Genomic DNA, 26,644 nt, shown 5'->3' with positions numbered 1-26,644 from the left:
GGGTGACCGAACCCGTGATCGCCCTGCAGAATCATCCCGGCGACGTGGAGTTCCCCGTCCGCCCGCGGCGGCGGTACACGCGGATGCTGGACGCGCGGCGCAAGGCCGACCCCAAAGCCATGGGCAAGCGAGCCCTGCCCGTGACGGCGATCGCGGTGCCGATCGGCATCCTGGGCTTGGTGCTGTCATACGTGTTGGTGGGCAGCGAGGATTTCGGGAACAACCTGTTCGGTCTTTTCCTGGGGATGTGCGCGGGCCTGCTCGTGGCGTCGATCGTCCTCGCCGCGCGCGACGCCCGCGCTCCGCGAGATGCGCAGCGGCAGTACCTCGCCCTCGCGGCGCGGAGCCCGCTCACGCCGCGACAGCAGCAGATCCTCGCCCTCGACGCCGCAAGCGACTTCGCGATGCGCGGCTGGAACTCGTCGCTCGCGTTCACGCCGACCTTCGCCGAGCTGCCGCAGGATCTGCGCTCGAAGCACCGCGACGGCGCCGACGGATCACCGTGGTTCGCGCTTCCGCTGCCGGGCATGCAGCAGCTTCGTGCAGCACTCGACGAGCAGTTCAAGATCGTCTCGCGCTCCGACGCCGAGCTGCTGGTGGCTGACACGCTCGCGCGGGGCGTGCTCTCGACACGGTTCGCCGAAGTCGCGCAGAGCGATGCCGCGGAGCACATGATGTCGCGCATCGCGGCCCTCACCGATCTGCCGGTCTTCGACATCCACGACCTCGCCCGTGGCGACGACGCTCGCCCGCCGCGACTGCTGCTCGCCGCCGACATCGAGCGCGCGATCGGCGGTGTCCGCTACGCGTACGTCGCCGGCTACCTGACGGCCGACGAGGCGTGGTCACTGCTCGAGCCGTTGGCGAGCCGGGCCTTCACCACGTACCGCCATCGCGACGAGTACTGGCGCGAGGTCGTCGTCGCCACGGCGTTCCGCACGGACTCGCTCGAGTCGGTGCAGCGCCAGCGCGAGACGCTCGCCGAGCTGCAGCGGTCGGACTGGCCCGCGGCATCCGTCGCCTGGCCGTCGGCCTGAACGGTGCCTGGCCGTCGGCCTGACCGGCCGCGACGCGGTTCAGGCGCGGCCGAGTCCGTCTTCGAGCGCGACCCAGGCGAGCATCGCGCACTTGACGCGAGCCGAGAACTTCGAGACGCCCGACAGCGCCGCGGCGTCGCCGAAGGTCTCCTCGTCGAGGGGAATGGTGCCGCGCGAGCGCAGCGCCTCGCGGAAGCGCTCGATGAGCGCGACCGCGTCGGCCCGCGTCATCCCGTCGCCTTCGATCTCCTCTTCGACCAGCGAGGCCAGCATCGAGGCCGAGGCCTGCGAGATCGAGCAGCCGGTGCCCTCCCACGAGACCTCGGTGATGCGGTCGCCGTCGACGGCGACGCGCAGCGTGATCTCGTCGCCGCAGACGGGGTTCTTCTGGTGCGAGTCGGCATGCGCCGCGTCGCCGACGTCGTGAAGCGGGTTGCCGACCGGGTGCTTCGAGTGATCGAGGATGAGCTCCTGGTACAGCGAGTCGAGCCCGGTCATGCGTGTGCCCCTTCGGCCTCGTCGGTGACGCCGAAGAAGCCGCGGATGCCGCGCACCGCGTCGAGGAACAGGTCGACGTCGTCTTCGGTGTTGTACAGCGCCGTCGAGGCGCGGACGGATGCCGTCATCCCGAACTGCCGGTGCAGCGGCGCGGCGCAGTGGTGTCCGACCCGCACGGCGATGCCCTGGGCGTCGAGGAACTGGCCCGCGTCGTGCGCGTGCACACCGGCGACGTCGAACGACCACAGGCCGACGCGGTCGGTGCCCGGCGCATCGCCGAGCAGGCGGATGCCGGGGATCTCGCGCAGCCCCGCGCCCATGCGCTCGGCCAGCGCGACCTCGTGCGCGTGGATGTTCGCGGGCCCGACATCCTGCAGGTAGCGGACGGCGGCGGCGAGACCGATGGCGGGTCCGACGGCCTGCGTTCCGGCCTCGAACTTCTGCGGAGCCGGCAGGTACTCGGCGTGGTCGAGCGTGACGGTGGTGATCATCGACCCGCCGGTGAGGAACGGCGGCAGTGCGTCGAGCACCTCGGCGCGGCCGTACAGCCCGCCGATCGCATAGGGGCCGAGCATCTTGTGGCCGCTGAAGACGGCGAGATCGATGCCGAGCGCGGGAAGGTCGAGCGGCAGGTGCGGCGCCGACTGGCAGGCATCGAGCACCGTCATGGCGCCGACCGCCTGCGCGAGGGCCACGATCTCGGCGACCGGATTGACGATGCCGAGCACATTCGAGACGTGCGTGAAGGCGACGATCCGGGTGCGTTCGCCGATGATGGATGCCGCGGCATCCAGGTCGAGCGTGCCGTCGGCCTGTGCGGGGATGTGGCGCAGCACGGCTCCCGTGCGGGCGGCGAGCTCCTGCCAGGGGATGAGGTTGGCGTGGTGCTCGATCGCCGTCGTGACGATCTCGTCGCCCGGGGAAAGCGCGTAGGGCGCTGATGCGGGTGCGCCCCGGCCGAGCGTGGCGTTGCCGATCGCGTAGGCGACGAGGTTGAGGCCCGCGGTCGCGCCGCTGGTCCAGACGAGCTGCTCGGGCTGCGCCCCGACGAAGCCGGCGACCGTGGCGCGGGCATCTTCGAACAGATCGGTCGCTTCGGCCGCGAGAGTGTGCGCGCCGCGGTGGACGGCGGAGTTGGCGTGCGTGAGGAAGTCGCGTTCGGCATCGAGGACCGCGGTGGGCTTCTGACTCGTCGCGGCGGAGTCGAGGTACACGAGCCGGTGCCCGTTGACGTGCTCCGACAGGATCGGGAAGTCGGCGCGCAGCGACACCGCGTCGAGCGGGCTGACGCGCGGCGAAGCGGCGGGAACGGCGGGAGAGCTCACCCCTCTAGGCTACGCCCGCCCGCCGACGCGAGCTCGGGCCGGGTCGAGCTGGATCGGCGAGAACGTACCCCCGCCGCGAGAACGCACCGTGTGGGGTACGCGCTCGCGGCACCGGTACGCGCTCGCTGCGGACGAGCGCGGCGCGCTGGCACGATGAGGGGTATGAGTGACACGACTTCCGGTGAACTGCACGATGCGGCGCGTGACCGCGCGCGGCGCGACCAGCTGACCGCGCACGCCGACGCCGCCCGCGGCCTCGTCGCGCAGCGCGAGCGCGACCTCGCCGAGCTGCAGCAGAAGCTGCGGGTCGAGACCGCCGACGTGCGCCGTCTCGAGCGCTTCTCGCCGGCGCAGGTGTGGGGTCTCCTCCGCGGCGACATCGACGACAAGCTTGCGGTCGAGCGGGCGGAGCAGCAGGCGGCCGAGCATGCCGTCGACGGCGCGACCGAGCGGCTCGCGCACGCCCGGGTCGACCTGGCCCGGATCGAGGACGAGATCGCCGCGCTCGGCGACGTGGATGCCGCCTACGCGGCCGCCCTCGCCCGGCGCGAGCACGAACTGCGGGCCGCCGATCCGGATGCCGCGGCCGAGCTCACGCGGCTCGACTCCGAGGCCGGCGTGCTCAGCGCCGAGGCACGGGAGATCGCCGAGGCGCGGTCGGCGCTCGAGCGGGCCCAGGAGGCTCTCGGCGCTGCACAGCAGGCCCTCGACTCCGCGGGAGGCTGGTCGACCTATGACACCTTCTTCGGCGGCGGCATGGTCGCCGACTGGATGAAGCACGACCGCATCGGACGGTCCGCCCGCGCCTTCACGGTCGTGAACCGGGCGCTCGAGACTCTGGCGACCGAACTCGCCGACATCGACGCGCCGCCCCTCGCGGGCGTGCAGATCTCGGAGTCGCTCGCCGTCTTCGACGTGCTGTTCGACAACGTGATCGCGGACTTCATGGTGCGCCAGCGCATCGCCGACGCGCAGGCCGCGGCATCCGATCTTCGCCTGCGTCTCGATGGCCTCGGCGACTACCTCGCCCAGCGGGCGGATGCCGTCGAGACGCGCACCGCCGCCCTCCTCGCCCACCGCGAACGTCTCCTTCTCGACGCCTGACGGACGCCCGGCACCAGGCACGCAGCGCGCGAGAGCCTACCGTTCGCTCGAGAGGGCACCGTGGAGGGTGCGGTGTCGCGGCGAGGGTACGTTCTCGCATCGACCCGGCCCGCGGACGCCCGGCGCGGGCGCGGGCGCGGGCTCAGCGCTCGTCGGGCGAATCAGTGTGGGCCACGAGGCCGTAGGTCGCGGAGGCGCGGCCCGCGCGGTCATCGCCGGGCATGGGGCGCGAGCGCCGACCGTAGACGATCTCCGACGAATCGAGCAACCAGGGCACAAGGGTGATCTGCACGCCGTGCACCATCATCAGCTGCTGCGCGATGCGGCGTGCGCGTCGGTTGTGCAGGAAGGTCTCCCACCAGTGTCCGACGATGTACTGCGGCAGGTAGACCGTCACGACCGCCGAGCCGTGCTTCTCACGGTATTTGCGGATGAAGGCGGCGAGCGGAGCCGCGTACTGGCGGTACGGCGACTCGATGATGACGAGCGGAACCGGCACCCCGTGCACCTCCCACTCGGTCTGCACGTCCTGCGCGGACTCCTTCGACACCGCCACGTGCACGGCGATCGTCTTGTCGTGCTTGGCCGACAGGGCGTAATCGATGGCCTTCGCGACCGGCTTCTGCAGGCGGTTCACCAGGACGAGGGCGACGTCCCCCGTCGACCCGAAGTGCACGTCGTCGTCCATCGCGATCTCGTGCTCGACGTCGCGGTAGTAGCGGCTCACGCCGACCATGAGGAAAGCCAGGATCGGGATGGCGATGAACACGAGCCACGCGCCGTGGGTGAACTTCGTCACCGTGACGATCAGGAGGACCGCCACGGTGAAGGTCGCTCCGATTCCGTTGATCACGAGACCGCGTCGGGCCTCCGCGCGGTCGGCGGTGGCAGTCGGATGCAGCAGCCGCAGCTCGCGCCTCCAGTGCTTGACCATGCCGACCTGGCCCAGCGAGAACGAGACGAACACGCCGATGATGTACAGCTGGATGAGCGTCGTCAGGTCGGCCTGGAAGACCACGAGCACGAGGATCGCGGCGAGCCCCAGGATGATCATGCCGTTGGAGAAGACGAGACGGTCGCCGCGGGTGTTGAGCGACTTCGGCGCGTATCCGTCGCGGGCCAGCACCGCCCCCAGCAGCGGGAACCCGTTGAACGCGGTGTTCGCGGCCAGCAGCAGCACGCACGCGGTCGCGGCCTGGATGATGAAGAACGGGATCGAGCCCATGCCGAACGTCGCGGCGGCGATCTGCGCCATGAGACTCGGCTGCGGCTGGTTGACGCAATCGAAGCCGACGAGGGCGCACGGATCCTCGGCGTAGTGCACGCCGGTGATGAGGCCGAGTGCCGTCAGCCCCGAGAACAGCAGGATGGCGATCGTGCCCATCATGACGAGGGTCTTCTGCGCGTTCTCGACCTTCGGGGCGCGGAAGGCCGGCACGCCGTTCGACACCGCTTCGACGCCGGTCAGCGCCGAGCAGCCGCTCGAGAACGCCCGCAGGATCAGCAGGATGAGCGCGACCTGGCTGAGGCTCTCGGCTTCCATCGCGAACTGCGCGCTCGACGCCACGGGCGCATCGCCGAGGAACGTGCGGATGAGTCCCGTCGCCACCATGACGCCGACCGAACCGATGAAGATGTAGGTCGGCACGGCGAACGCCGACGAGGCCTCACGCACGCCGCGGAGGTTGACGATGATGATGAGGACGACGAAGCCGACCGCCAACTCGACCCGCCACGGCGCGAGCCCGGGCAGCGCCGAGATGATGTTGTCGACACCGGAGGCTACTGACACCGCCACCGTCAGGATGTAGTCGACCAGCAGCGCGGCCGCGACGACGACGCCCGCCTTCTCGCCGAGGTTCGTGCGTGCGACCTCGTAGTCGCCGCCGCCCGAGGGGTAGGCCTTGATCAGCTGCCGGTAGCTGAGGACGACGACGACGAGCAGGGCCACGACCGCGAGCGCGACCCACGGGCTGAAAGCGAGCATCGCCGTGCCGCCGATCGCCAGGATCATCAGCAGTTCCTGCGGCGCGTAGGCGACCGACGACAGGGCGTCTGAGGCGAAGATCGGCAGCGCCCGGCGCTTGGGCAGGAGCTGCTCGTCGAGCTTCTCGGAGTCGAGCGGATCGCCGATGAGGATGCGCTTGGCGATGGGCGTCGAATCCTCGCCCGGCTCGCGACTGTCAGTGGTCACGGCGGGCGACATTACGCCTGGCGCGGCATCCTGCGCAATCTCGCCGCGCCGAGCGTCACCAGAGTGTTGCCGAACCGCCGCATCCGCTTCGAGATCAGAGCCCGCTGTAGGGGCGATACAGGATGTCGACGAGGCCGAGGCCTTCAGCCGTGTCCGCGAACACGCTGTACGAAAGGTCCTGCACGGTGCCCTCGGGCGAGAGGACATCAGTCCGGTCGATATCGAAGACGAAGCGCAGTTCGCCGTGCTCGGGCATCGGCCATTCGTCATCGGGACCGTTCGAGCGCACCGCATCTGCCGGCGAGCCGATGGCGAGCCCGAACTCAGACGTTATGGGCACTGTCTGTACTTCGTTCGCCCGGATGCTCACCCACGTCGGGATGCTGTATTCATCTCGCGGCTTGTTGCCGTCGACGAAGATCATGTCGTACAGGGTGAATCCGGCCCAGTCGTAGATCGTGTAGTCGGGAAAGTGATTCCCATCACCCGGGTAAACGCCGAGCCCGGGCTCCATTCCGAACGCCTCGGTCAGAGCGGCGACGGCGGGCCCGACCTCATCGCGCCAGCGGAACTCGAGCAGCGTCGACCCGTCGTCGGCGACGATCGTGAAACCTGTCGCCGCCATGACGATCTCGGCCGCGAGGGGAGCGGCATCTGTCGGCGTCGTTGTCGGCGTGGGTGTTGGGGTAGGCGCCGGTGTCGCGCTGGTCGGAGCCGGTGACGACGGCGCCGCCGCGGGCGCGCCATCGCGCTGCGTGAGCAGGAACACGACCACCGCCGCCACGACCAGCAGCGCCCCCGCCACGATCGAGAGCACGATGAGGGGCCGCCGCGATGTCGCTGTGGTCATACTCGCCATCCTGGCAGGGCAGTCACCGCCGCCGGCATCCCGGGTCGGTACGCGGATGCAACGAATCGGTCACAACGCGCCGCGTGCGGATGCCGCGCCGCGGCGTGTCGGTGACGAACCCTTGCATCCGGGGCCCCGCCACCCCGGCGCCGGGGCTCCGGATCAGCGACCGGCGCGGAAGGTGTAGGTGACGGTGACCTTGCTGCCCTCGACCGTGACGGCTGCCCCGAAGCGGCGCTGACCGTCCTGGTAGAACGTGTTGCGGTCCGAGCCGAACACGAACGACCCGCCCTGCCCGGAGTCGGGACCGAGCGCGGCGACCTCGTCGGCCGACATGTCGAGCTCGACGCCGAAGTCGTCGGTCACCGGGACGTCGATGTCGGAGTCGTACGAGATGAACGTCGGTGCGGGCACCTCGGCACGCGGACGGTTGCCCTCGCTCAGGAAGACGTCGTACAGGCGGAAGCCCTCCCAGGCGTAGATCTTGTACGCGTAGTTCTCGGCGTCGCCGTTCTGGAAGTCCTCGGTCGGCGCGGCACCGAAGAGCTCGGTGAGGGCAGCCACGGCGGGAGCCGCGTCATCCGCCCATGCGTGGGTGAAGACGGTCGAACCGCTCGCGTCGGCGATCGTGAACCCGTCGGCGGTCACCGCGACGCCCGACGTCGCCGCGGGGGCGCTCGGGCTCTCCGATGGCACCGGGGTGTCCGACGGCTGCGGAATCGACTGCGTCGCCGGAGCGGTCGGCACCGGATCGGCCGCGGGCTCCTGGCGCTGCGACTGCTGCGTCAGGTAGATCACGAAGACCACGACGACCGCGACGACCAGCAGCCCCGCGATGCTCGAGAGGATGACGAGCAGACGGCGGTCGCCGCCGCCTCCGTCGTCGTTCTGATCGGCCAGACGCGGCGCGAGGGGCTCGTCGGGCCAGCCCGCCATGACCGGCGGCATCCCCGACGCCTTCTCGCGCTTGGGTCCGGGCTCACGCGACGCGCGGGGCTTCTTCTCGCGAGGCTCGCGCTGCTCGCGAGGCGCCTTATCACGAGGCTCGCGCGGCGTCTTCTCGCGCTTCGCGCGCCCGGGCTTTTCCGGGGGCTCGTACGGCTCGAAATCGGCGAACGGGTCGTTGGGGTCGCTCATGCGAGGAACTCCTTGGCTGCCACGACGAGGTTCTCGACACCGCGCTCGATCGTGGGGTGCATGACCGGCGCGAAGAACGGGGAGTGGTTTGTGGGGATGTCGCGCTCGACGGTCCCCGCCGCGACGGCATCCGCGAACTTCTGCGGGTCGACGCCGCCCCAGAACCAGAACACGAGGGGAACGCCGGCCTCGCGCGCGAACCACGAGACGTCCTCGCTGCCGGTGAACATGCCCGGGTCGACGACGCTCCCCTCGCCGAAGGCGCGCTCGAACGCGGCGCTCAGGCGGGCTGTCGCCGTGTGGTCGTTGATCGTCGGGGGCAGGGTGTGGTCGACGGTGATGGTGGGCTCGGTCTCCGCTCCCGACGCCACCGCTTCGGCACGGACGATGCGCTCCACCTTCGCCATCACGCGCTCGCGCGCGGCGTCGTCGGGGTATCGCAGGCTGAGCTCGAGCTTCGCCTCGGCGGGGATGATGTTGTTCTTCAGGCCGGCGTGGATCGAGCCGACCGTCACGACGGCGACATCGCGCGGGTCGACCTCGCGCGAGACCACCGTCTGCAGGCGCATGACCGTCGCCGCCGCCATGACGACGGGATCGATCGTCGAGTGCGGGCGCGAGCCGTGTCCGCCGCGGCCGTGGAGCACGACGCTGAGGCCGTCGGATGCCGCCATCTGCGTGCCGGGTCGCACACCGATGACACCCGCGGGGAGGGGCGTGACGTGCTGGCCCAGCACGATGTCGGGCTTCGGGAAGCGCTCGAGCACGCCGTCGGAGATCATCGCCTGCGAGCCGGCACCGTACTCTTCGGCGGGCTGGAAGACCGCGACGACGGTGCCCGACCACTCGTTCTGCGTGGCGATGAGCTGTTCGAGGGCGCCGAGGAGCGCGGTGACGTGCATGTCGTGGCCGCACGCGTGCATGACGGGCACGTCGTTGCCGGCGGGGTCGACGCCGCGTGCCGTCGAGGCGTACTCGAGGCCGGTCTGCTCGGGCACCGGCAGGCCATCCATGTCTGCGCGCAGCCAGACGACCGGGCCGTCGCCGTTGAGGATGGCGGTGGCGACACCGGTGCGACCGATGCCTTCCTCGTACTCGAGGCCGAGCTCGCTCAACCGGGCCGCGATGACAGCGGCCGTCCGCGTCTCCTGGAACGACAGTTCCGGGTGCCGGTGGAGGTCCGTGTACAGGGCGTCGAGGTCGAAAGCCATACATCGAGCCTACGGGAGCGCACCTGCGCGCTGCCCGGGATGCCACGGCGGTTTCAGGCGGGCGGTGCGGTGCTCGACCGCTCCACGAGCGCGAAGTCGAGGTCGGCGGGGGGTTCGGATGCTGCCCCGCGCAGCCCCGCGATCATCGCCGAGGCCACGCGCTCGCCCTGTCGTCCCGGAAACTGATCGACCGTGGTGAGGCCGAAGAACCCGCCGAGGTCGTGGCCGTCGACCCCGATCACCGACAGGTCCTCCGGAACGCGCAGCCCGAGCTCGCGCGCGGCAAGCATCGCGCCGATCGCCATCTCGTCCGAGGCCGCGAAGATCGCGGTCGGGCGGGTCTCGGCGCCACGGAGCAGCCGCGTCGCGGCCTCGTGGCCGCCGGCCATCGTGAAATCGGCAGCCGCGAACCGGTCGCCACGCGCGGGCAGGCCGGCCTCGGCCAGTGCGGCCTCGAACCCGCGTCGGCGCTGTGACGGGATGTGGAAGTCGCCCTCGAACTGCGGATGCAGGCCGATGTGGGCGATGTCGCGGTGCCCGAGGCCGAGGAGATGCTCGGTCGCCGTCCGGGCGACCTCGATCTCGTCGACGGTGAGCGAGCGCAGGCCGGCGAGCTGCCCGCCCATGGCGATCACCGGCAGGCCCAGGTCGCCCAGCTGCGCGATCTCGTCGCGGGCGAGGGCCATCGACACCACGATGACCCCGTCGACCCGCTGGCGTCGCAGCGAGGTGGCGAACACCCGGCGCCGCTCGTCGGCCTCGGCGGTCAGGGCGTACAGCGCGACGTCGTAGTCGTCACGCTGGAGGGTCGCGGCAATGCCCGTGAGCACGCGCGAGAAGAACCACCGGTCGAGCATCGGCACGAGCACGCCGATGTTGCGGGTGCGCCCGGATGCGAGACTCGACGCCGCCGACGAGACGACGTAGCCCAGGTCGGATGCCGCCCGCAGCACGCGCTCGCGCGTCGTGGGTGACACCGGGCCCCGGCCGCTGAGGGTGCGGGAGACGGTCGCCGTCGAGACCTCCGCGCGTCGCGCGACGTCGTCGATGCCGACCATCTCCCGCTCCTTCCGTCAGCTCGTGCGGATCCAGACCGCCGCGTCGACGGGCAGCTCGGAGCTTCCCGAGGTCGTCCCGGTGAGCCCCGCGACGCTCGAGACCAGGATCTCACCGGCGGGGAGCGTCACCGCGCTCGTGCCGGTGTTGGCGACGACGAGCACGTCGCCGTTGCGGAACGCCACGACGTCGTCGCCGAGCTGCAGGTCGACCCACTCGAGCGTGCCGGCGCCGAGGTCGTGCTGGCGACGCGCGGCGAGCAGTTCACGGTAGAGGGTCAGGGTCGAGGCGGGGTCGCCGTCCTGGACCGAACGCGCGAGGTCGTGCCATTCCTCGGGCTGCGGCAGCCACGAGGCGCCCGTCGGGCTGAACCCGTAACCGGGGGCGTCGGCGTCCCACGGGATCGGCACGCGGCATCCGTCACGGCCGTAGCGCTCGCCGTCGGTACGGAACCAGGTCGGGTCCTGACGGGCGTCGTCGGGCAGGTGCACGACCTCGGGAAGCCCGAGCTCCTCGCCCTGGTAGAGGTAGGCCGAGCCGGGGAGGGCGAGCATGAGCGTCGTCGCGGCGCGGGCGCGGGCGAGTCCCACGACGGCATCCGGCTGGCCGGGGGAGTCGGGTCCGAGCCCGTGGCCCTGGGGGTTCTCCGCCGTGAGAGCCAGGCGCGAGGCGTGTCGGACGACGTCGTGGTTGGAGAGTACCCAGGTGGCGGGCGCGCCGACGGCGGGGAACGCGCGCAGCGACTCGGAGATCACCTCGGTGAGGTGATCGGCGTCCCACTCGGTCTGCAGGTAGGGGAAGTTGAACGCCTGGTGCATCTCGTCCTGGCGGACCCACAGGGCGGTCTCGTCGACGGTCGGCAGCCACGCTTCGGCGCACAGGGCGCGGTCGCCCTCGTACTCGGCGAGGATGCGGTTCCATCGGCGGTAGATGTCGTGCACGCCCTCCTGGCCCCAGTAGGGGACGTCGAGGCTGTCGCCGCCCATCGATCCGGCGTCCTCGGCCGGCACGAAGTCGGGCAGGCCGTCGGACTTGACCAGGCCGTGGGCCACGTCGACGCGGAAGCCGTCGACCCCGCGGTCGAGCCAGAAGCGGAGGATGCGCTCGAACTCGTCGCCCACCTCGGGGTTGGCCCAGTCGAAGTCGGGCTGGGTCGAGTCGAAGAGGTGCAGGTACCACTGGCCCGGCGTGCCGTCGGGGTTCGTCGTGCGCGTCCAGGCGGGGCCGCCGAAGACCGACTCCCAGTTGTTGGGCGCCTCGTCGCCGTTCTCGCCCTTGCCGTCGCGGAAGATGTAGCGCGCGCGCTCCGGGCTGCCCGGCTCGGCGGCGAGGGCCTTCTGGAACCACGCGTGCTGATCGGACGAGTGGTTGGGGACGAGGTCGACGATGACCCGGATGCCGCGGGCATGCGCCTCCTCGAGCATCGTGTCGAAGTCGGCGAGCGTGCCGAACAGCGGGTCGACGTCGCAGTAGTCGGAGACGTCGTACCCGGCATCCTTCTGCGGCGACCGGAAGAAGGGACTCAGCCACACGGCGTCGACGCCGAGGTCGGCGAGGTCGCCCAGGCGCGAGGTGATGCCGGCGAGGTCGCCGATGCCGTCACCCGACGCGTCGGCGAAGGAGCGGGGGTAGATCTGATAGATGACGGCGGTGCGCCACCACTCGGCGCCGGGCCGGGAGATCCCGATCGGGGCGAGGGTGGATGCCGCCGTGTCCACGGAGGAGGAGGTCATGGCGCTCACTCTAGTGCAAGCGCTTGCAGTCGCGCCGTCACCGTCGGCGGCCTCTCGAAACGGGCCTAGGGTGGTTCGGTGACTTCCGACCCCCTCGAGCACGCCGAGTCGCTCATCGCGCTCATCCCGGACTTCCCCGAACCGGGCATCCTCTTCCGCGACATCTCGCCGCTGCTCGCCGACGCCACCGCGCTGCGCAGCGTCATCGACGCGATCATCGCGCCCTTCGCCCGTGAGTTCGACGTCGTCGCCGGCGTCGAAGCGCGCGGATTCCTCATCGCCGGCGCCGTGGCCGCCGCGAGCGGCGTCGGCATGGTGCCGATCCGCAAGGCGGGCAAGCTGCCGCGCCCGGCGGCATCCGTCTCGTACGACCTCGAGTACGGTCAGGCCACGATCGAGATGGCCGACGACCTGCCGCGCGGTACGCGGGTGCTGCTCGTCGACGACGTGCTGGCCACGGGGGGAACCCTGCGTGCCGCTCAGCGTCTGCTCGAAGGCCTCGGGCACCGGACCGTCGGGACCGCCGTGCTGATGGAGCTCACCGAGCTCGGCGGGCAGGACGTCTGCGGTCCGGTCCACACGATCTTCCGCGTCTGATCCGGTCCGGTCCCGTGCACCTGTGCCGTGCGCAGGTTGAGCGTCGCGCGGAGGCTCCTCGCGGCGGGTCCGGGACGTTCATCCTGTAGACGGGACGCGCAAGCTCCGACCCCGACCCGGTTTGATGGCCGAGCGCGAGACGCAGCTCGTTGCCGACTCCGGGCCGCCGGGGTCGCGTGAACAGGCTCTTAAGCAGGCCGGCTTCAGGCTGAGCGTGCCGTGAGCGGGGCGACGGTGCCGTCCGACGGCTTTCAGCCTGCGTACGGCACCCGGGACCGCGGGCCGAGCCGTGCCCGAGACCGGCACGGGCCCGGCAGCGGCGGCTCAGCCCTCGACGATGTTGATCGACTCCTCGCCGGCGGCGAGGCGCTCGATCTGCGTGCGGACGAGCTTCGCGATGCGCGGGCGCATGGCGTCGGCGGCGCCACCCACGTGGGGCACGACGAGGGCGCCGGGCGCGCGCCAGAGCGGGTGATCCTCGGGCAGCGGCTCGGGGTCGACGACGTCGAGGGCGGCGCGCAGTCGCTCGGACTGCAGCTCGGCCACCAGTGCGTCGGTGTCGAGCACGGTGCCGCGACCGACGTTGACGACGAGCGCGCCGTCGGGGAGGAGCGCGAGCTCGCGCGCGCCGATCAGGCCCTTCGTCGGCTCGCCGCCCGGCAGCGTGATCATGAGGATGTCGGTGCTCGGCAGCAGCTCGTCGAGCTCGTCGATGCCGTGGATGTGCACCCCGTCCTCGTCGCGTGCGCGGGATGCGACCGGCACGATCGTCGTCTCGAAGGGCAGCAGGCGGGATGCCACGGCCTTGCCGACACCGCCGTAGCCGAGCACCAGCACCGTGCGGTCGGCGACGCTCCGGCTGAACTGCGGCGCCCACCGCGACGACTCCTGATTGCGGACGTAGTCGGCGAGGTCGCGCTGCGCCGCGATCGCGAGGCCGACGGCGATCTCGGCCGTCGCGGTCTCGTGGACGCTCGACGCGTTCGCGAGCCTCGTGCCCTCGGGCAGGTACGCGCCCATGCCCTCGTAGCCGATGGACTGGCTCTGGAGAAGCCCGACCTTCACGCCGCCGAGTGCGCTGAGCAGTCGCTTGCCCGACATATAGGGCGGGACCACCATGTCGAACGCGTCGCGGGGCGCGGGGGAGCGGAGGTCCCAGACGACCAGCTCGACACCGTCGGGAACGGCCCCGATGTCGGCTGCCAGCTCATCGGTGGGAACGCTGACGACGACGCTGCGGGGGGATTCGCTCATGCCCCCACGCTACCGACCCGGGAAGACGTCTCGGCCCGCGCCCGCGTCAGACGCGAGCGAGGACGGCGGCGACGGCCGACGTGAAGAAGGTGAGTCCGTCGGTGCCCGAGCGCATCGCGTCGGTGGTGTTCGGGCCGAAGCCGGGCTCGACCGCGTGCTCGGGGTGGGGCATGAGCCCGACGACGTTGCCGCGCTCGTTCGTGAGCCCGGCGATGTCGTCGAGCGAGCCATTGGGGTTCACGCCGCGGTAACGGAACGCGACGAGGCCGTCGCCCTCGATCTGCTTCAGCGTCTCGGCCGAGCAGGTGAAGCCGCCGTCGGCGTTCTTCAGCGGGATGACGATCTCTTGGCCCGCGTCGAATCCGCTCGTCCAGGCGGTGTCGGCGTTCTCGACGACGAGCCGCTGGTCGCGGCGGATGAACTGCTGGTGGGCGTTGCGGATGAGCCCGCCGGGCAGCAGGTGCGCCTCGACGAGCATCTGGAAGCCATTGCAGATGCCGAGGATGGGCATGCCCTTGTCTGCGGCATCCTTCACCTCGGCCATGATCGGCGCGAGCGCGGCGATCGCACCGGCGCGGAGGTAGTCGCCGTAGCTGAAGCCACCGGGCAGCACGAGCGCGTCGACGCCGTCGAGGTCGTGCGAGCCATGCCAGAGGGCGACGGGCTCGGCGCCGGCGAGACGGACGGCGCGCTGCGCGTCGCGATCGTCGAGAGAGCCCGGGAAGGTGATGACCCCGATGCGCGCGGTCACTCCACGACCTCGATGTTCACGACGTCCTCGATGACCGAGTTCGACAGGATCTCGTCGGCGATGCGGCGAGCGGTCTCGAGAGTCGCCTCGTCGGCGCGGTCGACCGTGAGCTCGAAGCGCTTGCCGATGCGGACGTCGGAGAAGCCGGCCACGCCGAGGCGGGTCAGGGCGCCCGATACCGCCTTGCCCTGCGGATCCAGCAGCTCGGCCTTGGGCATGACGTCGACGACGATGGTGGGCATTGCTCGCTCCGGAGGTCGCGGGATGGGTGCGCGACCAGTCTACGGGTGGGATGCCGCGCCCCGTTGCCGCATCTGGCCGGCCTCGTGACCGGATCGTGACCATCGTCTTTGGGAGCGCTCCCTTGTGATCCTGGGAGCGCTCCCGTATGGTCATGGTCAATCGGTGAGAGCGCTCCCACAGTCGGGTGCGCAGCACCGCGCACCAGATACCCGCAATCACGAAGGAGTGACACGTGAATTCACGCGCACTGCGGCGGATCGGCCTCGTGGCCGGCGTCGCAACCACCTCGGCCATCGTCCTCGCCGGATGTTCGGGCGGAGGTGACCAGGCCGCATCCGGTGGCGACTCCGACACCGTCACCCTCGCGACGTTCAACGACTTCGGCTACACCGACGAACTGCTCGCGGAGTTCACCGAGGAGACCGGCATCAAGGTCGTCCACACCAAGGCGGCGACCTCGAACGACGCCCGCACCAACTTCTTCCAGAAGCTCGGCAAGACCGGACTCGCCGACGTCGAGGGCGTCGAGGTCGACTGGTTCCCCGAGATGATGCAGTACTCCGACCTCGTCGCGCCGGTGCCCGACGAGCTCGCGGGCCGCTGGCTCGACTGGAAGGAGAAGGCTGCGACCGACGCCGAGGGCAACCTCGTCGCGTACGGCACCGACGTCGGACCCCAGGCCATCTGCTACCGTGCCGACCTCTTCGAGGCCGCCGGACTGCCCACCGACCGTGAAGAGGTCGCTCAGCTCTTCCCGACGTGGGACGCGTTCTTCCAGGTCGGCAGCGACTACGTCGCCAAGACGGGTGAGCCCTTCATCGACTCGGCGAACTCCGTCCTCCAGGGCGTCGTGAACCAGCTCGAGGTCGCTTACGAGGAGCCGGACGGCACGGTCATCGCGACCGAGAACCCCGACATCCGCGAGGCCTACGACACCGTCGTCGACAAGGCGATCCCGATCTCGGCCTACGCCGGCCAGTGGTCCGACGACTGGTACGCCTCGATGGCGAGCGGTAAGTTCGCCGCGATGCTGTGCCCGCCGTGGATGCACGGCATCATCGAGGGCGAAGCACCCGACATCGCCGGCTGGGACATCGCCAACGCGTTCCCCGAGGGCGGCGGCAACTGGGGCGGTTCGTACCTCGTGGTCCCCGCGAACGGCAAGAACCTCACCAACGCGCAGAAGCTCGCCGACTGGCTGACGTCGCCTGAGACGCAGATCAAGGCCTTCAACAACGCCGGCACCTTCCCGAGCCAGCCCGAGGCGCAGTCGAGCCCCGACCTGACCGGGTTCGTCAACGAATACTTCAACAACGCTCCTTCGGGTCAGATCGGCATCGACCGCGCCAACGCGATCACCGTCACGACCTTCAAGGGTCCGAAGTACTTCCAGTTCCACGACGCCCTCGGCAACGCGATCACGCGCGTCTTCGACGGCATCGAGGACAAGGAGACCTCCTGGAAGACCTGGGAGACCGAGGTCGGAAGCTTCTGACCCGCCCTGTCGGGGCGCACCCCACCACAGGTGCGCCCCGGCGCTCCCCCTCTCGCACCCGAAGGACGATCGTGACCACGACTCAGCAGCGCCCGGCGACGCGCTCCCCCCGAAACGACGACGGCGGTCGTCCTCCGCGAGTCATCTCTTTCTCGCAGAAGCTCAGCAAGTGGGACATCCGCTTCTCGCCCTACCTCTACATCTCGCCCTTCTTCATCATGTTCGCGATCGTGGGGCTCTTCCCCATCGCGTACACCGCGGTGATCTCGTTCATGGACTGGGACCTCATCCGCGGCGAGGGTGAGTTCATCGGATTCGACCAGTACATCTGGATCCTGTCGCAGCCCCACTTCTGGACGGCGCTGCGCAACACCTTCAGCATCTTCCTGCTCTCGAGCGTTCCGCAGCTCGTGCTCGCGATCTTCATCGCCGCCGTGCTCGACCGGAACATCCGCGCCAAGACCTTCTGGCGCATGGCGGTTCTCGTTCCCTACGTCGTCGCGCCCATCGCCGTCGGCCTCATCTTCAACGCGATGTTCGCCGACCAGTCGGGCTTCATCAACGGCATCCTGCAGGCGATCGGCATCGGAGCCATCCCCTGGCACGTCGAGCCGTTCTGGAGCCACGTCGCGATCGCGACGATGGTGAACTACCGCTGGATGGGCTACAACACCCTCATCCTGCTCGCGGCCATGCAGGCCGTGAACCGCGACTTCTACGAGGCCGCCACCGTCGACGGCGCCGGTCCCGTACGGCAGTTCTTCTCGATCACGCTGCCGTCGCTGAAGCCGACCCTCATCTTCGTCATCATCACGGCCACGATCGGCGGCCTGCAGATCTTCGACGAGCCGCGCGTGTTCGACCAGTTCGGCCGCGGTGGATCCGCTCAGCAGTGGCTGACCATCACGCTCTACCTCTACGACGTCGGCTGGGGCCAGTGGAACTTCGGCCGCGCCGCGGCGATGGCGTGGATCCTGTTCATCATCATCGTGCTGATCGGTCTGGTGAACCTCGTGGTGACCCGCACCCTCGTCCGAGACGAGGGGCTGCGCCGGGAGCTCAGCAAACGGGAGCAGAAGAAGCAGGCCAAGCAGGCGCAGCGCGCGCTGAAGGAGAACCAGGCATGAGCACCATCGGCACTCCCGTCCCCCTCGCCACGGTGGAAGAGGGCATCCCGACCGCGGACAAGCAGCGTCGCGGTGCGCGCGCCCGCCGCATCCGTGGCAGCCGCCCCGGCTTCTGGACCTACGGCATCCTCGGCGCGGTCTTCCTCTCGGCGGTGTTCCCCCTGTACTGGTCGTTCGTGATCGGCTCGGGTGACTCCTCCACACTGCGCGGCGATTTCCCATGGATCCCCGGAGGCAACTTCATCGAGAACGCCCTCTCGGTCATCTCCAACCCGGCCGTCAACTTCTGGCCGGCGCTGTGGAACTCCATCTACAGCTCGTTCCTCATCGCCGCCGCCGTCGTGATCACCTCGACGCTCGCGGGCTGGGCCTTCGCGAAGCTGCGCTTCCACGGCGGGCCCGGGCTGCTGATCTTCGTCGTGGCGACCATGGCCGTGCCGCAGCAGCTCGGCGTCGTGCCGCTGTACATCCTGTTCTCCGAGCTCGGGTGGACGGGGCAGATCGGTGCCATCATCATCCCGGCGCTCACGAGCGCGTTCGGGGTGTTCTGGATGACGCAGTACCTGCGTCAGGCGGTGCCCGACGAGCTGATCGAGGCCGCGCGCGTCGACGGCGCCTCGATGATCCGCACGTTCTGGACGGTCGGCATGACCGCGGCGCGTCCCGCGGCGGCGATGCTGTTCCTCTTCACCTTCGTCGGAGCCTGGAACAACTTCTTCTGGCCGTTCATCGTGCTCGACCGGCAGAACCCGACGCTCCCCGTGGCGCTGTCGCTGCTGCAGTCGAACTACTTCGTCGACTACTCCATCGTGCTCGCCGGCGTCATCCTCGCGACCATCCCGCTGCTGCTGCTGTTCATCTTCGCGGGCAAGCAGCTCGTCAGTGGCATCATGGCCGGGGCGGTGAAGGGATGACCCTGAACCTCGACCGCATTCAGCAGGAGAACATGAACGCTTCGCGCAGCTTTCCCACCGGCTTCCTCTTCGGAGCGGCCACCGCGGCGTACCAGATCGAGGGCGCGGCCTTCGAAGACGGACGCACCGCGTCGATCTGGGATGCGTTCGCCCGTGTGCCCGGTGCCGTCATCAACGCCGACAACGGTGACGTCGCGTGCGACCACTACCACCGCTACCGCGACGACGTCGCGCTCATGAAGGAACTCGGTCTCGACACCTACCGGTTCTCGACGTCGTGGTCGCGCGTGCGTCCCGACGGCGGACCGCTCAACCCGCAGGGCGTCGACTTCTACGAGCGTCTCGTCGACGAGCTGCTCGGCGCCGGCATCATCCCGTGGCTGACGCTCTACCACTGGGATCTGCCGCAGGCCATCGAGGAGCGGGGTGGCTGGACCCTTCGCGAGACGGCCGATCGCTTCACCGAGTACGCCCTCGACATGCACGACGCCCTCGGCGACCGCGTCCACCACTGGACGACGCTCAACGAGCCGTGGTGCTCGTCGTTCCTCAGCTACACCGCCGGCATCCACGCGCCGGGGCGGTTCGACATCGGCGACGGCATGCTCGCCGCCCACCACCTGCTGCTCGGCCACGGCCAGACCGTCGCCGCGCTGCGGGAGCGCGACGCGTCGCTGTCGCTCGGCATCACGCTGAACCTGACGGTCGCCGAGCCCGCCGACCCGACCGACGCCGCCGACGTCGACGCGGCGCGACGGATCGACGGACAGTTCAACCGCTGGTTCCTCGACCCGATCTTCCGGGCCGCGTACCCCGGCGACATCGTCGCCGACATCGAGAGAGTGGATGCCGCGGCGGTCGAGCGCTGGCGCGACGCCGTGCGCCCGGGCGACGCGGCGATCATCGCGCAGCCCCTCGATGCTCTCGGGGTGAACTACTACCACGGCGAGTTCGTGGGCGGTCGTCCCGACCCGAACCCGCCGGCCCCGGGCGACGCGCCGACCGATCGCGAGACCGGCTCGCCGTGGCCCGCCGGTCACGACATCTACTGGCACGAGCGGGGCCTGCCCCGCACGTCGATGCACTGGGAGGTGCAGCCCGCGGGGCTGACGCAGCTGCTCGAGCGCGTGTGGACCGAGTACGCGCAGCCCGTGGGCACGATCCTCTACGTCACCGAGAACGGCGCCGCGTACGACGACGAGCTCGTCGAGGTCGACGGCGAGAAGACGGTGCCCGACACCGAGCGCGCCGAGTTCCTGCGGGTGCACCTGGGCGCGATCCTCGACGCGCAGGATGCCGGTGTCGACGTCCGCGGCTACTTCTACTGGTCGCTGCTCGACAACTTCGAATGGGCCTGGGGGTACGAGAAGCGTTTCGGCATCGTGCACGTGGATTACCACACTCAGGAGCGGACGTTGAAGGACAGCGCGAAGGAGTATCGTCGGGTCATCGCAGATCGTGCGATCGACGTTCCCGCTGCGGCGGACGCCGCCCGGACCGCCGTCCCGAGGTAGCCCACCTGTGATCTCCGATCAGACCCGGACGGCCGCGACCATCGAAGAGGTCGCGGCCGTCGCCGGTGTGTCGCGCTCCACCGTCTCGCGCGTCGTCAACGGCTCGACCGCCGTCAGCCCCGCCGCTCTCGAGTCGGTGCGACGCGCGATAGCCGAGCTCAATTACGTCCCCAACCGTGCGGCGCGTTCGCTCGCCAGCCGATCGACGCTGGCGATCGCGCTCGTCGTGCCCGAAGACACCAACCGGGTGTTCGGCGACCCCTTCTTCGCTTCGGTCGTGTCGGGCATCAACTCGCGCATCAGCCGCAGCGACTATGTGCTGAACCTGATCATGGCCAGCGCCGACCCCGGCGACAAGACCGCCCAGTACGTGCGCAGCGGCGCCGTCGACGGTGCGATCATCGTGTCTCACCACACGAGCGACACCTTCATCGAACGCATCGCCGCCGCGGTCCCCGTCGTCTACGGCGGCCGCCCGGTGCGGTCCCGTGGGGGCGACTACTACATCGACGTCGACAACGTCGCCGGCGCACGCGACGCCACCGCCTACCTCATCGGGCGGGGCTGCCGTCACATCGGCGCCATCACCGGTCCGCCGTCGATGCCCGCTGGCGTCGACCGCGCCGAGGGGTACCGTGTCGCCCTTGCCGAGTCGGGCCTCACGCCCGCTCCCGTCGTGCAGGGCGACTTCACGACCGAGTCCGGCGCCGCGGCGATGCGTGCCATCCTCGCGGCGGGCGAGCCGCTGGACGGGCTCTTCGTCGCGAGCGATCTCATGGCGCGCGGCGCCATGCAGGTGCTCGCGGCCGAGGGCATCCGCATCCCCGACGAGGTCGCTGTCATGGGCTTCGACGATTCGCCGGTAGCGCTGACCACCGAGCCGCAGCTGACGACGATGCGGCAGCCCTCGTTCACGCAGGGCGAGTGCATGGCCGATGTCCTGCTCGCCCGGCTCGCGGGGATGTCGCCGCCCGAAGTGACGATCCTCGACACGGAGCTCATCGTCCGCGGCTCGGCCTGACGCGCGCTGCGCTCAGGCTACGGCGGCGTGGAGCGTGTTGTTCCACGGGTCGTCGAACGCGACCGTTCGGCCGTCGTCGCGAACGGCGACGCCGTGGTGGCGGAGGCGTTCGGCGAGAGCGCCGAGGTCGTCGGGCGTCGGCAGGGCGAGATCGACGCGGCCGAGGCCGAGCGCCGGCATGCGGGGCCCTGCGCCCCGAGAGTTCCAGACATTCATCGCCATGTGGTGGTGGTAGCCGCCGGCGCTGACGAAGAGGGCCTGATCGCCGAGCGCCGCGGTCGTGTCGAAGCCGAGGGCGCCGATGTAGAACGCCCGGGCCGTCGCCACGTCGCCGACGGAGAGGTGCACGTGCCCGACGCGGGCAGGATCGGACGGTGCGGAGCCGGCGCTGCCCGCGCCGTCGAGCGCCGCGGGGTCGAGGTGCTCGCGCAGGAAGGCGTTGGGGTCGAGGTAGAGCGTGTCCATCTCGACCTGCCCATGGGTCCACGACCAGGTGCTGCGATCGCGGTCCCAGTAGAGCTCGATGCCGTTGCCCTCGGGGTCGGTGAAGTAGAACGCCTGGCTGACGAGGTGGTCGGCGCTGCCGGTGAAGGTCGTCGGGGCGTGTCGGGCGACGCTGTAGAGCGCCGCGGCGAGGGCCGACTGCGTCTCGAAGAGGATGGCGGTGTGGAAGAGGCCCGCCGATCCGGCGGCCGCGTGGCGGAGCGCGGGCTCGTGGCGCAGGATCACGACCGGCCGGCGGGCGCGCCCGAGCGTGACGGTGTCGCCGTCGGCGGCGAGGACCTGCAGGGTCACGACGTCACGGTAGTAGCGCGTCATGCCGTCGAGGTCGCCGACCAGCAGGGTGACGGCGCCCATCGTCGTGGCATCTGCGAGCTTCTCATTCATACGCATACACAACCCCCGCCCCCCCAATGTCATTCCCCCCGCCGCGTGGCCGCGAATGCACGACACAACGCCGAGTGCACGACATCCTCGCGTCTGAAAGTCGGACAGTCGACGGGATGCCGCGCACTCGGCGTTACGGATTACTGGGGGTCGCCGCCCAGGGGGCCCACCGCGGGGATGGGGCCACCGTCGTCGGCGCCGGTCTTGCGCCAGCGCGCGATCGCGTTGCCCGCGTGGTAGATGACGAGGGCGGCGATGGTGCCGAGCACGATCGCGCCGAACTGCAGCGAGCCGAGGTTCATCGCGAAGCCGGCGATCGCGATGACGAACGACACCGCGACGGTGTATTGGTTGACGGGGCGGGAGAAGTCGACGCGGTTGTCGACCCAGATCTTGATGCCGATCACGCCGATGAGGCCGTAGAGGGCGGTGGTGACGCCGCCGAGCACTCCCGCCGGGATCGTGTTGAACACGGCCCCGACCTTGGGCGAGAACGCGAGCAGGATCGCGACGATGCCCGCCACCCAGTACGCGGCCGTGGAGTACACGCGGGTCGCGGCCATGACGCCGATGTTCTCGCCGTAGGTCGTGGTGCCCGAGCCGCCGAAGCCGCCGGCGAGGGTCGTCGCGACGCCGTCGGCGATGAGCGCGCGGCCGGTGTGCTTGTTGATCGACGGGTCGTCGGTCATGGTGGCGACACCGCGCACGTGGCCGACGTTCTCGGCGATCAGGACGAGCACGACCGGCAGGAACATCGGCACGATCGACCAGGCCGCGGCATCCCCGATGGCCACGAGGTGGAAGTCGGGAAGGCCGAACCAGTCGGCGGCCTCGACGGCCTCGAACTTCACCTGACCGGTGACGGCGGCCACGATGTAGCCGACGATCACGCCGAGGAAGATCGAGATCCGGCCGAGGAAACCGCGGAACAGCACGCTGAACAGGATGACGGCGCACAGGGTGGCCGTGGCGATCTCTGGCTGGATCTGGAAGTTGTTCCACGCCGCGGGCGCGAGGTTGAAGCCGATCAGCGCGACGATCGCGCCGGCGACCACGGGCGGCATGAGCTTCTCGATCCAGCCCGTGCCGAAGGCCTGCACGATGAAGCCGACCGCCGCGAGCAGGAGGCCCGCGACGACGACGCCGAGGAGCGCCTGCGTGATCTGCTCGCCGGTCTCGAGGCGGTTCCCGCCGTTGAGCGCCGTGATGGGCGCGATGAAGGCGAACGACGAGCCCAGGTAGCTGGGCAGCTTGTTGCGCGTGATCAGCAGGAAGACGAGGGTGCCGAGACCGGAGAAGAGCAGGGTCGTCGACACGGGGAAGCCGGTGATGATCGGCACGAGGAACGTCGCACCGAACATCGCGACGACGTGCTGCGCGCCGATGGCGATCGTGCCGGGCCAGTTCAGGCGCTCGCCGGGCTTGACGACGGCGCCGCGCGCGACGGTGCGACCGTCGCCGTGGAGGGACCAGATGGGCATGGGACTCCTCGGAAGGATGAGGGATTCGGGATGGAGCGCGAGAGCGGCCCTACCCTACCTGTGAGATCCCTGGACGCCCGGTCGGCGCTCCGCAGAACGCGCGGGCAACCGGTCGTCCCGACGCGTCGCGGGGTCAGCCGGCGAGCGTCTCGAGCAGCTCGCGGTACTTCGCCGCGGTGCGCTCGACGATCTCGGCAGGCAGCGCCGGGGGAGTGCCGGTCTTGTCCCAATTGGCGCCCAGCCAGTCGCGCACGATCTGCTTGTCGTAGCTCGCCATGCGCTCGGCGGGCGTCGTGCCGGTGCGCCAGGCCTCGGCATCCCAGTAGCGCGACGAGTCGCTCGTGAGCACCTCGTCGGCGAGGGTCAGCACGCCGTCGGCGTCGAGGCCGAACTCGAACTTGGTGTCGGCGAGGATGAGCCCCTTGCTCTCGGCGAGAGCGGCGGCTCGTCGGTAGATCTCGAGCGACGCGTCACGCAGCGCGGCGGCGGTCTCGGCGCCGACGAGCTCTTCGGTGCGCTCGAACGAGATGTTCTCATCGTGCTCGCCGAGGGGCGCCTTGTAGGCCGGCGTGTAGATCGGCTCGGGCAGGCGGTCACCGTTCTGCAGGCCGTCGGGGAGCGGGATGCCGCACACCGTGCCGTTCTCGGAGTACTCGGCCCAGCCCGTGCCGGTCAGGTACCCGCGCACGATGCACTCGATCGGCTGCATGTCGAGTTCGCGAACGATCATGGCGCGGGCCGCAACGGCTGCCGGGGGCTGAAGCCCGAGCACATGGTTGGGGATCGGCCGGCCGCCGTCACGGCCGGCGAGCTGGGCGAACCACCACAGGCTCAGTCGAGTGAGCAGCTCGCCCTTGCCGGGGATGCCGGGATCGAGCACCTGGTCGAACGCGCTCACGCGGTCGCTGGCGACGACCAGCATCCGATCGTGCGCTCCGTCGTCCGGGCGGTACAGGTCGCGGACCTTGCCGGAGTACACGTGCTTCCAGCCGGGCAGATCGAGGGCGCTCACCCGGCCATTATCCCGGAGCGGGACCGGTTGCGATCACCCGTGAAAAAAGGCGTATAGTCCACATGGACTATGTGAGAGGGGGGTGCCATGCCGGATGCCGTCGACCGACTCACCCCGCTGGGGCTGATGCTGCTCGCGCTGCTGCACGAGGACGACATGCACGCCTACGAGATGGTCCGTCTGTTGCGCGAGCGCAAGGCCGACCGCCTCGTCGCCCTGACGCACGGCACGATCTATCACACGGTCGCGCGTCTCGAGCGGCAGGGACTCATCGCCGAGGTCGGCACCGATCGTGACGGCAACCGTCCGGAGCGGACGACGTACACGCTGACGGGGGCCGGCGCCGACATGCTGATCGCGTGGGTGCGGCGCGAGCTCCCCGCCATCGACCGCCCCGAGCGTTTCCGCGTCGCGCTGGCCGAGTCGCACAACCTCGACCGCGCCGAAGTGGTGGCGCTCCTCAGCGAGCGACGCGACGCCCTGGCGGCATCCCTCGACGCGCACCGCCAGGCGCGCGACCACGCGATCGAACGCGGCTCCTACCCCCAGTTCTGGATCGAGGTGCATCGCGAGACGGCTCTGCTGTCGGCGGATGTCGCCTGGCTCGACGAAGCGGTCGAGTACATCCGTCGCCCCGACACCGTGTGGGGGGTCACCGACCTCGCACCGACCGACCGCTATCTGGCACAGAGAGAAGCCGCACGCGCATGAGCGAGAAGACCGACACCGTCCGCGCCCCCGGAGGCGCCCCATCCGCCGTCAACCCGTGGCCCGCCCTGTGGGCGATGGTCATCGGATTCTTCATGATCCTCGTCGACACGACGATCGTCTCGGTCGCGAATCCTGCGATCAAGGCCGCGCTCGACCCGTCGACGGGCAACCTCGACAACGTCGTGTGGGTCACGTCGTCGTACCTGCTCGCGTACGCCGTGCCGCTGCTGGTCACGGGCCGTCTCGGCGACCGGTTCGGGCCGAAGAACATCTACCTGATCGGGCTCGCGATCTTCACGGTCGCCTCCCTCGCTTGCGGGCTGTCGGGCTCCCTCGCCGTTCTCATCGTCGCCCGCGCCGTGCAGGGTCTCGGCGCAGCCCTCATGACTCCGCAGACGATGGCTGTCATCACCCGCACCTTCCCCGCCGAACGCCGAGGCGCCGCCATGGGCCTGTGGGGCGCCACCGCCGGTGTCGCCACCCTCGTCGGCCCCCTCGCGGGCGGGCTGCTCGTCGACGGTTTCGGTTGGGAGTGGATCTTCTTCGTCAACATCCCCGTCGGCGTCGTGGCGTTCGTGCTGGCGTGGCGCCTCGTGCCCCAGCTCGAGACGCACCCCCACCGCTTCGATGTCGTGGGCGTCGTGCTGAGCGCGATCGGACTCTTCCTCATCGTCTTCGGCCTGCAGGAGGGCGAGCACTATGACTGGGCCGCCGGCATCTGGGCGATGATCGCCGCAGGTGTGGTCGTCATGGCGGTCTTCGTCTGGACGCAGGGACGCACCAAGAGCGAGCCGCTCGTGCCGCTCGAGCTCTTCCGCGACCGCAACTTCGCGATCTCCAACATCGCGATCGCGGCCGTCGGGTTCACCGTGACGAGCATGGCTCTGCCGATGGCCTTCTTCACGCAGCTCGCGCGCGGCCTCACGCCGACGCAGTCGGCGCTGCTGCTGGTGCCGATGGCGATCCTCTCGGGTGCGCTCGCGCCGCTGGCCGGCCGCATCCTCGATCGGGTCGACCCGCGTCTGCTGCTCGTCCCCGGTCTGATGCTGATGGTGGTGGGCCTGGTCGGCTACGCGCTGCTGATGAACACCGAGGCGCCGGTGCTGCTGCTCCTCATCCCCGCCGCCATCATCGGTGTCGCCAACGCCGGCATGTGGGGACCCCTCGCCACGACGGCGACCCGCAACCTGCCGCCGCGCCAGGCCGGCGCCGGCTCGGGCATCTACAACACGACCCGGACGGTCGGCTCGGTCATCGGCTCGGCGGCGATCGCGGCGTACATGCAGTCGCGGCTCACCGCGAACCTCCCCGGTGCCGGGGATGCCGCGGGCGGCGACTTCGGCGGTGGCGGCGGCTCGATGCCTCCCGCGATCGCCGAGGGGTTCTCGGCCGCGATGGCTCAGGCGATGGTGCTGCCGGCCGTCGTCATCGGGGTCGCCGTGATCGTCGTGATCTTCCTGAAGCGTCCCGCGCACCTCGCGCAGCGCTGAG

Annotated in this window: 24 protein-coding genes; 10 read left to right on the top strand and 14 right to left on the bottom strand. The window is 70.1% G+C overall.

The window, feature by feature from the left end; genetic code table 11:
* Positions 1–2: 2 nt before the first annotated feature.
* Positions 3–1,037, top strand: coding sequence for a DUF1266 domain-containing protein (locus tag DEU36_RS08785; RefSeq protein ID WP_259455286.1), 1,035 nt, complete (start codon positions 3–5; stop codon positions 1,035–1,037).
* Between the two features lie 39 nt (positions 1,038–1,076).
* On the opposite strand, the gene sufU is transcribed toward DEU36_RS08785, so the two are convergent.
* Together sufU and DEU36_RS08775 are read right to left on the bottom strand one after the other, a co-directional pair.
* Positions 1,077–1,535 (bottom strand): Fe-S cluster assembly sulfur transfer protein SufU, encoded by a 459-nt coding sequence (gene sufU / locus DEU36_RS08780; protein ID WP_120263816.1) that lies wholly within the window; start codon positions 1,533–1,535, stop codon positions 1,077–1,079.
* A complete protein-coding gene (locus DEU36_RS08775) occupies positions 1,532–2,860 on the bottom strand; it encodes an aminotransferase class V-fold PLP-dependent enzyme (protein ID WP_120263815.1) in 1,329 nt (442 codons plus the stop codon). The genes sufU and DEU36_RS08775 overlap by 4 nt, the downstream gene beginning before the upstream one ends.
* 162 nt (positions 2,861–3,022) lie before the next feature.
* On the opposite strand from DEU36_RS08775, the gene DEU36_RS08770 reads away from it, so the two are divergent.
* Positions 3,023–3,964 (top strand): hypothetical protein, encoded by a 942-nt coding sequence (locus tag DEU36_RS08770; RefSeq protein ID WP_120263814.1) that lies wholly within the window; start codon positions 3,023–3,025, stop codon positions 3,962–3,964.
* A 142-nt stretch (positions 3,965–4,106) separates the two neighbouring features.
* On the opposite strand, the gene DEU36_RS08765 is transcribed toward DEU36_RS08770, so the two are convergent.
* The 6 genes from DEU36_RS08765 to DEU36_RS08740 form a co-directional block, all read right to left on the bottom strand.
* Positions 4,107–6,170 (bottom strand): APC family permease, encoded by a 2,064-nt coding sequence (locus DEU36_RS08765; protein WP_120263813.1) that lies wholly within the window; start codon positions 6,168–6,170, stop codon positions 4,107–4,109.
* 82 nt (positions 6,171–6,252) lie between these two features.
* Entirely contained in the window at positions 6,253–7,008 is a 756-nt protein-coding gene (locus DEU36_RS08760) for a hypothetical protein (protein WP_120263812.1), read from the bottom strand.
* 162 nt (positions 7,009–7,170) lie between these two features.
* Positions 7,171–8,145 carry a hypothetical protein gene (locus DEU36_RS08755; RefSeq protein ID WP_120263811.1) on the bottom strand — a complete coding sequence of 325 codons (975 nt, stop codon included), beginning with the start codon at positions 8,143–8,145 and terminating at the stop codon, positions 7,171–7,173.
* Complete coding sequence (locus DEU36_RS08750) at positions 8,142–9,356, bottom strand: amidohydrolase (protein ID WP_120263810.1); 1,215 nt, start codon at positions 9,354–9,356, stop codon at positions 8,142–8,144. Before DEU36_RS08750 ends, DEU36_RS08755 begins: the two co-directional genes overlap by 4 nt.
* 53 nt (positions 9,357–9,409) lie before the next feature.
* A complete protein-coding gene (locus tag DEU36_RS08745) occupies positions 9,410–10,414 on the bottom strand; it encodes a LacI family DNA-binding transcriptional regulator (RefSeq protein WP_120263809.1) in 1,005 nt (334 codons plus the stop codon).
* Between the two features lie 15 nt (positions 10,415–10,429).
* Positions 10,430–12,145 carry a glycoside hydrolase family 13 protein gene (locus DEU36_RS08740; protein ID WP_120263808.1) on the bottom strand — a complete coding sequence of 572 codons (1,716 nt, stop codon included), beginning with the start codon at positions 12,143–12,145 and terminating at the stop codon, positions 10,430–10,432.
* Between the two features lie 78 nt (positions 12,146–12,223).
* Between DEU36_RS08740 and DEU36_RS08735 the strand changes: the two genes are divergently transcribed.
* Positions 12,224–12,742 carry an adenine phosphoribosyltransferase gene (locus tag DEU36_RS08735; protein ID WP_094260877.1) on the top strand — a complete coding sequence of 173 codons (519 nt, stop codon included), beginning with the start codon at positions 12,224–12,226 and terminating at the stop codon, positions 12,740–12,742.
* A 324-nt stretch (positions 12,743–13,066) separates the two neighbouring features.
* On the opposite strand, the gene DEU36_RS08730 is transcribed toward DEU36_RS08735, so the two are convergent.
* The 3 genes from DEU36_RS08730 to purS are packed head-to-tail and all read right to left on the bottom strand — an operon-like array spanning position 13,067 to position 14,989.
* A complete protein-coding gene (locus tag DEU36_RS08730; RefSeq protein WP_120263807.1) occupies positions 13,067–13,996 on the bottom strand; it encodes a 2-hydroxyacid dehydrogenase in 930 nt (309 codons plus the stop codon).
* Positions 13,997–14,042: 46 nt separating this feature from the next.
* Positions 14,043–14,747, bottom strand: a complete 705-nt coding sequence (gene purQ, locus DEU36_RS08725) for a phosphoribosylformylglycinamidine synthase subunit PurQ (RefSeq protein ID WP_120263806.1) — start codon at positions 14,745–14,747, stop codon at positions 14,043–14,045.
* Complete coding sequence (purS, locus tag DEU36_RS08720) at positions 14,744–14,989, bottom strand: phosphoribosylformylglycinamidine synthase subunit PurS (RefSeq protein ID WP_120263805.1); 246 nt, start codon at positions 14,987–14,989, stop codon at positions 14,744–14,746. The genes purQ and purS overlap by 4 nt, the downstream gene beginning before the upstream one ends.
* A gap of 233 nt (positions 14,990–15,222) precedes the next feature.
* Here purS and DEU36_RS08715 point away from each other — a divergent pair, with 233 nt between their 5' ends.
* From DEU36_RS08715 to DEU36_RS08695, 5 genes are all read left to right on the top strand, one after another.
* A complete protein-coding gene (locus DEU36_RS08715; RefSeq protein ID WP_120263804.1) occupies positions 15,223–16,485 on the top strand; it encodes an ABC transporter substrate-binding protein in 1,263 nt (420 codons plus the stop codon).
* A gap of 71 nt (positions 16,486–16,556) precedes the next feature.
* A complete protein-coding gene (locus DEU36_RS08710; RefSeq protein WP_396652157.1) occupies positions 16,557–17,612 on the top strand; it encodes a carbohydrate ABC transporter permease in 1,056 nt (351 codons plus the stop codon).
* Positions 17,609–18,526: a carbohydrate ABC transporter permease gene (locus tag DEU36_RS08705; protein ID WP_120263803.1), complete on the top strand. Its 918-nt coding sequence runs from the start codon at positions 17,609–17,611 to the stop codon at positions 18,524–18,526. Before DEU36_RS08710 ends, DEU36_RS08705 begins: the two co-directional genes overlap by 4 nt.
* Positions 18,523–20,040 (top strand): GH1 family beta-glucosidase, encoded by a 1,518-nt coding sequence (locus tag DEU36_RS08700; RefSeq protein WP_259455285.1) that lies wholly within the window; start codon positions 18,523–18,525, stop codon positions 20,038–20,040. The genes DEU36_RS08705 and DEU36_RS08700 overlap by 4 nt, the downstream gene beginning before the upstream one ends.
* A gap of 7 nt (positions 20,041–20,047) precedes the next feature.
* Positions 20,048–21,061 (top strand): LacI family DNA-binding transcriptional regulator, encoded by a 1,014-nt coding sequence (locus DEU36_RS08695; RefSeq protein ID WP_120263802.1) that lies wholly within the window; start codon positions 20,048–20,050, stop codon positions 21,059–21,061.
* A gap of 12 nt (positions 21,062–21,073) precedes the next feature.
* Here DEU36_RS08695 and DEU36_RS08690 read toward each other — a convergent pair whose 3' ends face one another.
* The 3 genes from DEU36_RS08690 to DEU36_RS08680 form a co-directional block, all read right to left on the bottom strand.
* Positions 21,074–21,949, bottom strand: a complete 876-nt coding sequence (locus DEU36_RS08690; protein ID WP_120263801.1) for a VOC family protein — start codon at positions 21,947–21,949, stop codon at positions 21,074–21,076.
* 140 nt (positions 21,950–22,089) lie between these two features.
* Positions 22,090–23,430 carry a uracil-xanthine permease family protein gene (locus DEU36_RS08685; RefSeq protein WP_120263800.1) on the bottom strand — a complete coding sequence of 447 codons (1,341 nt, stop codon included), beginning with the start codon at positions 23,428–23,430 and terminating at the stop codon, positions 22,090–22,092.
* Between the two features lie 133 nt (positions 23,431–23,563).
* On the bottom strand, positions 23,564–24,442 hold the full coding sequence (locus DEU36_RS08680; RefSeq protein WP_120263799.1) for a phosphoribosylaminoimidazolesuccinocarboxamide synthase: 879 nt from the start codon (positions 24,440–24,442) through the stop codon (positions 23,564–23,566).
* Positions 24,443–24,529: 87 nt separating this feature from the next.
* Here DEU36_RS08680 and DEU36_RS08675 point away from each other — a divergent pair, with 87 nt between their 5' ends.
* A complete protein-coding gene (locus tag DEU36_RS08675; RefSeq protein ID WP_120263798.1) occupies positions 24,530–25,153 on the top strand; it encodes a PadR family transcriptional regulator in 624 nt (207 codons plus the stop codon).
* Positions 25,150–26,643: a DHA2 family efflux MFS transporter permease subunit gene (locus DEU36_RS08670; protein ID WP_120263797.1), complete on the top strand. Its 1,494-nt coding sequence runs from the start codon at positions 25,150–25,152 to the stop codon at positions 26,641–26,643. The genes DEU36_RS08675 and DEU36_RS08670 overlap by 4 nt, the downstream gene beginning before the upstream one ends.
* Position 26,644: the final 1 nt, after the last annotated feature.

The organism is Microbacterium sp. AG238, from assembly GCF_003610405.1.
Taxonomy (GTDB): Bacteria; Actinomycetota; Actinomycetes; order Actinomycetales; family Microbacteriaceae; genus Microbacterium.
Note: the sequence above shows the minus strand (reverse complement) of the source record. Positions and strands in the feature narration are given on the sequence as shown.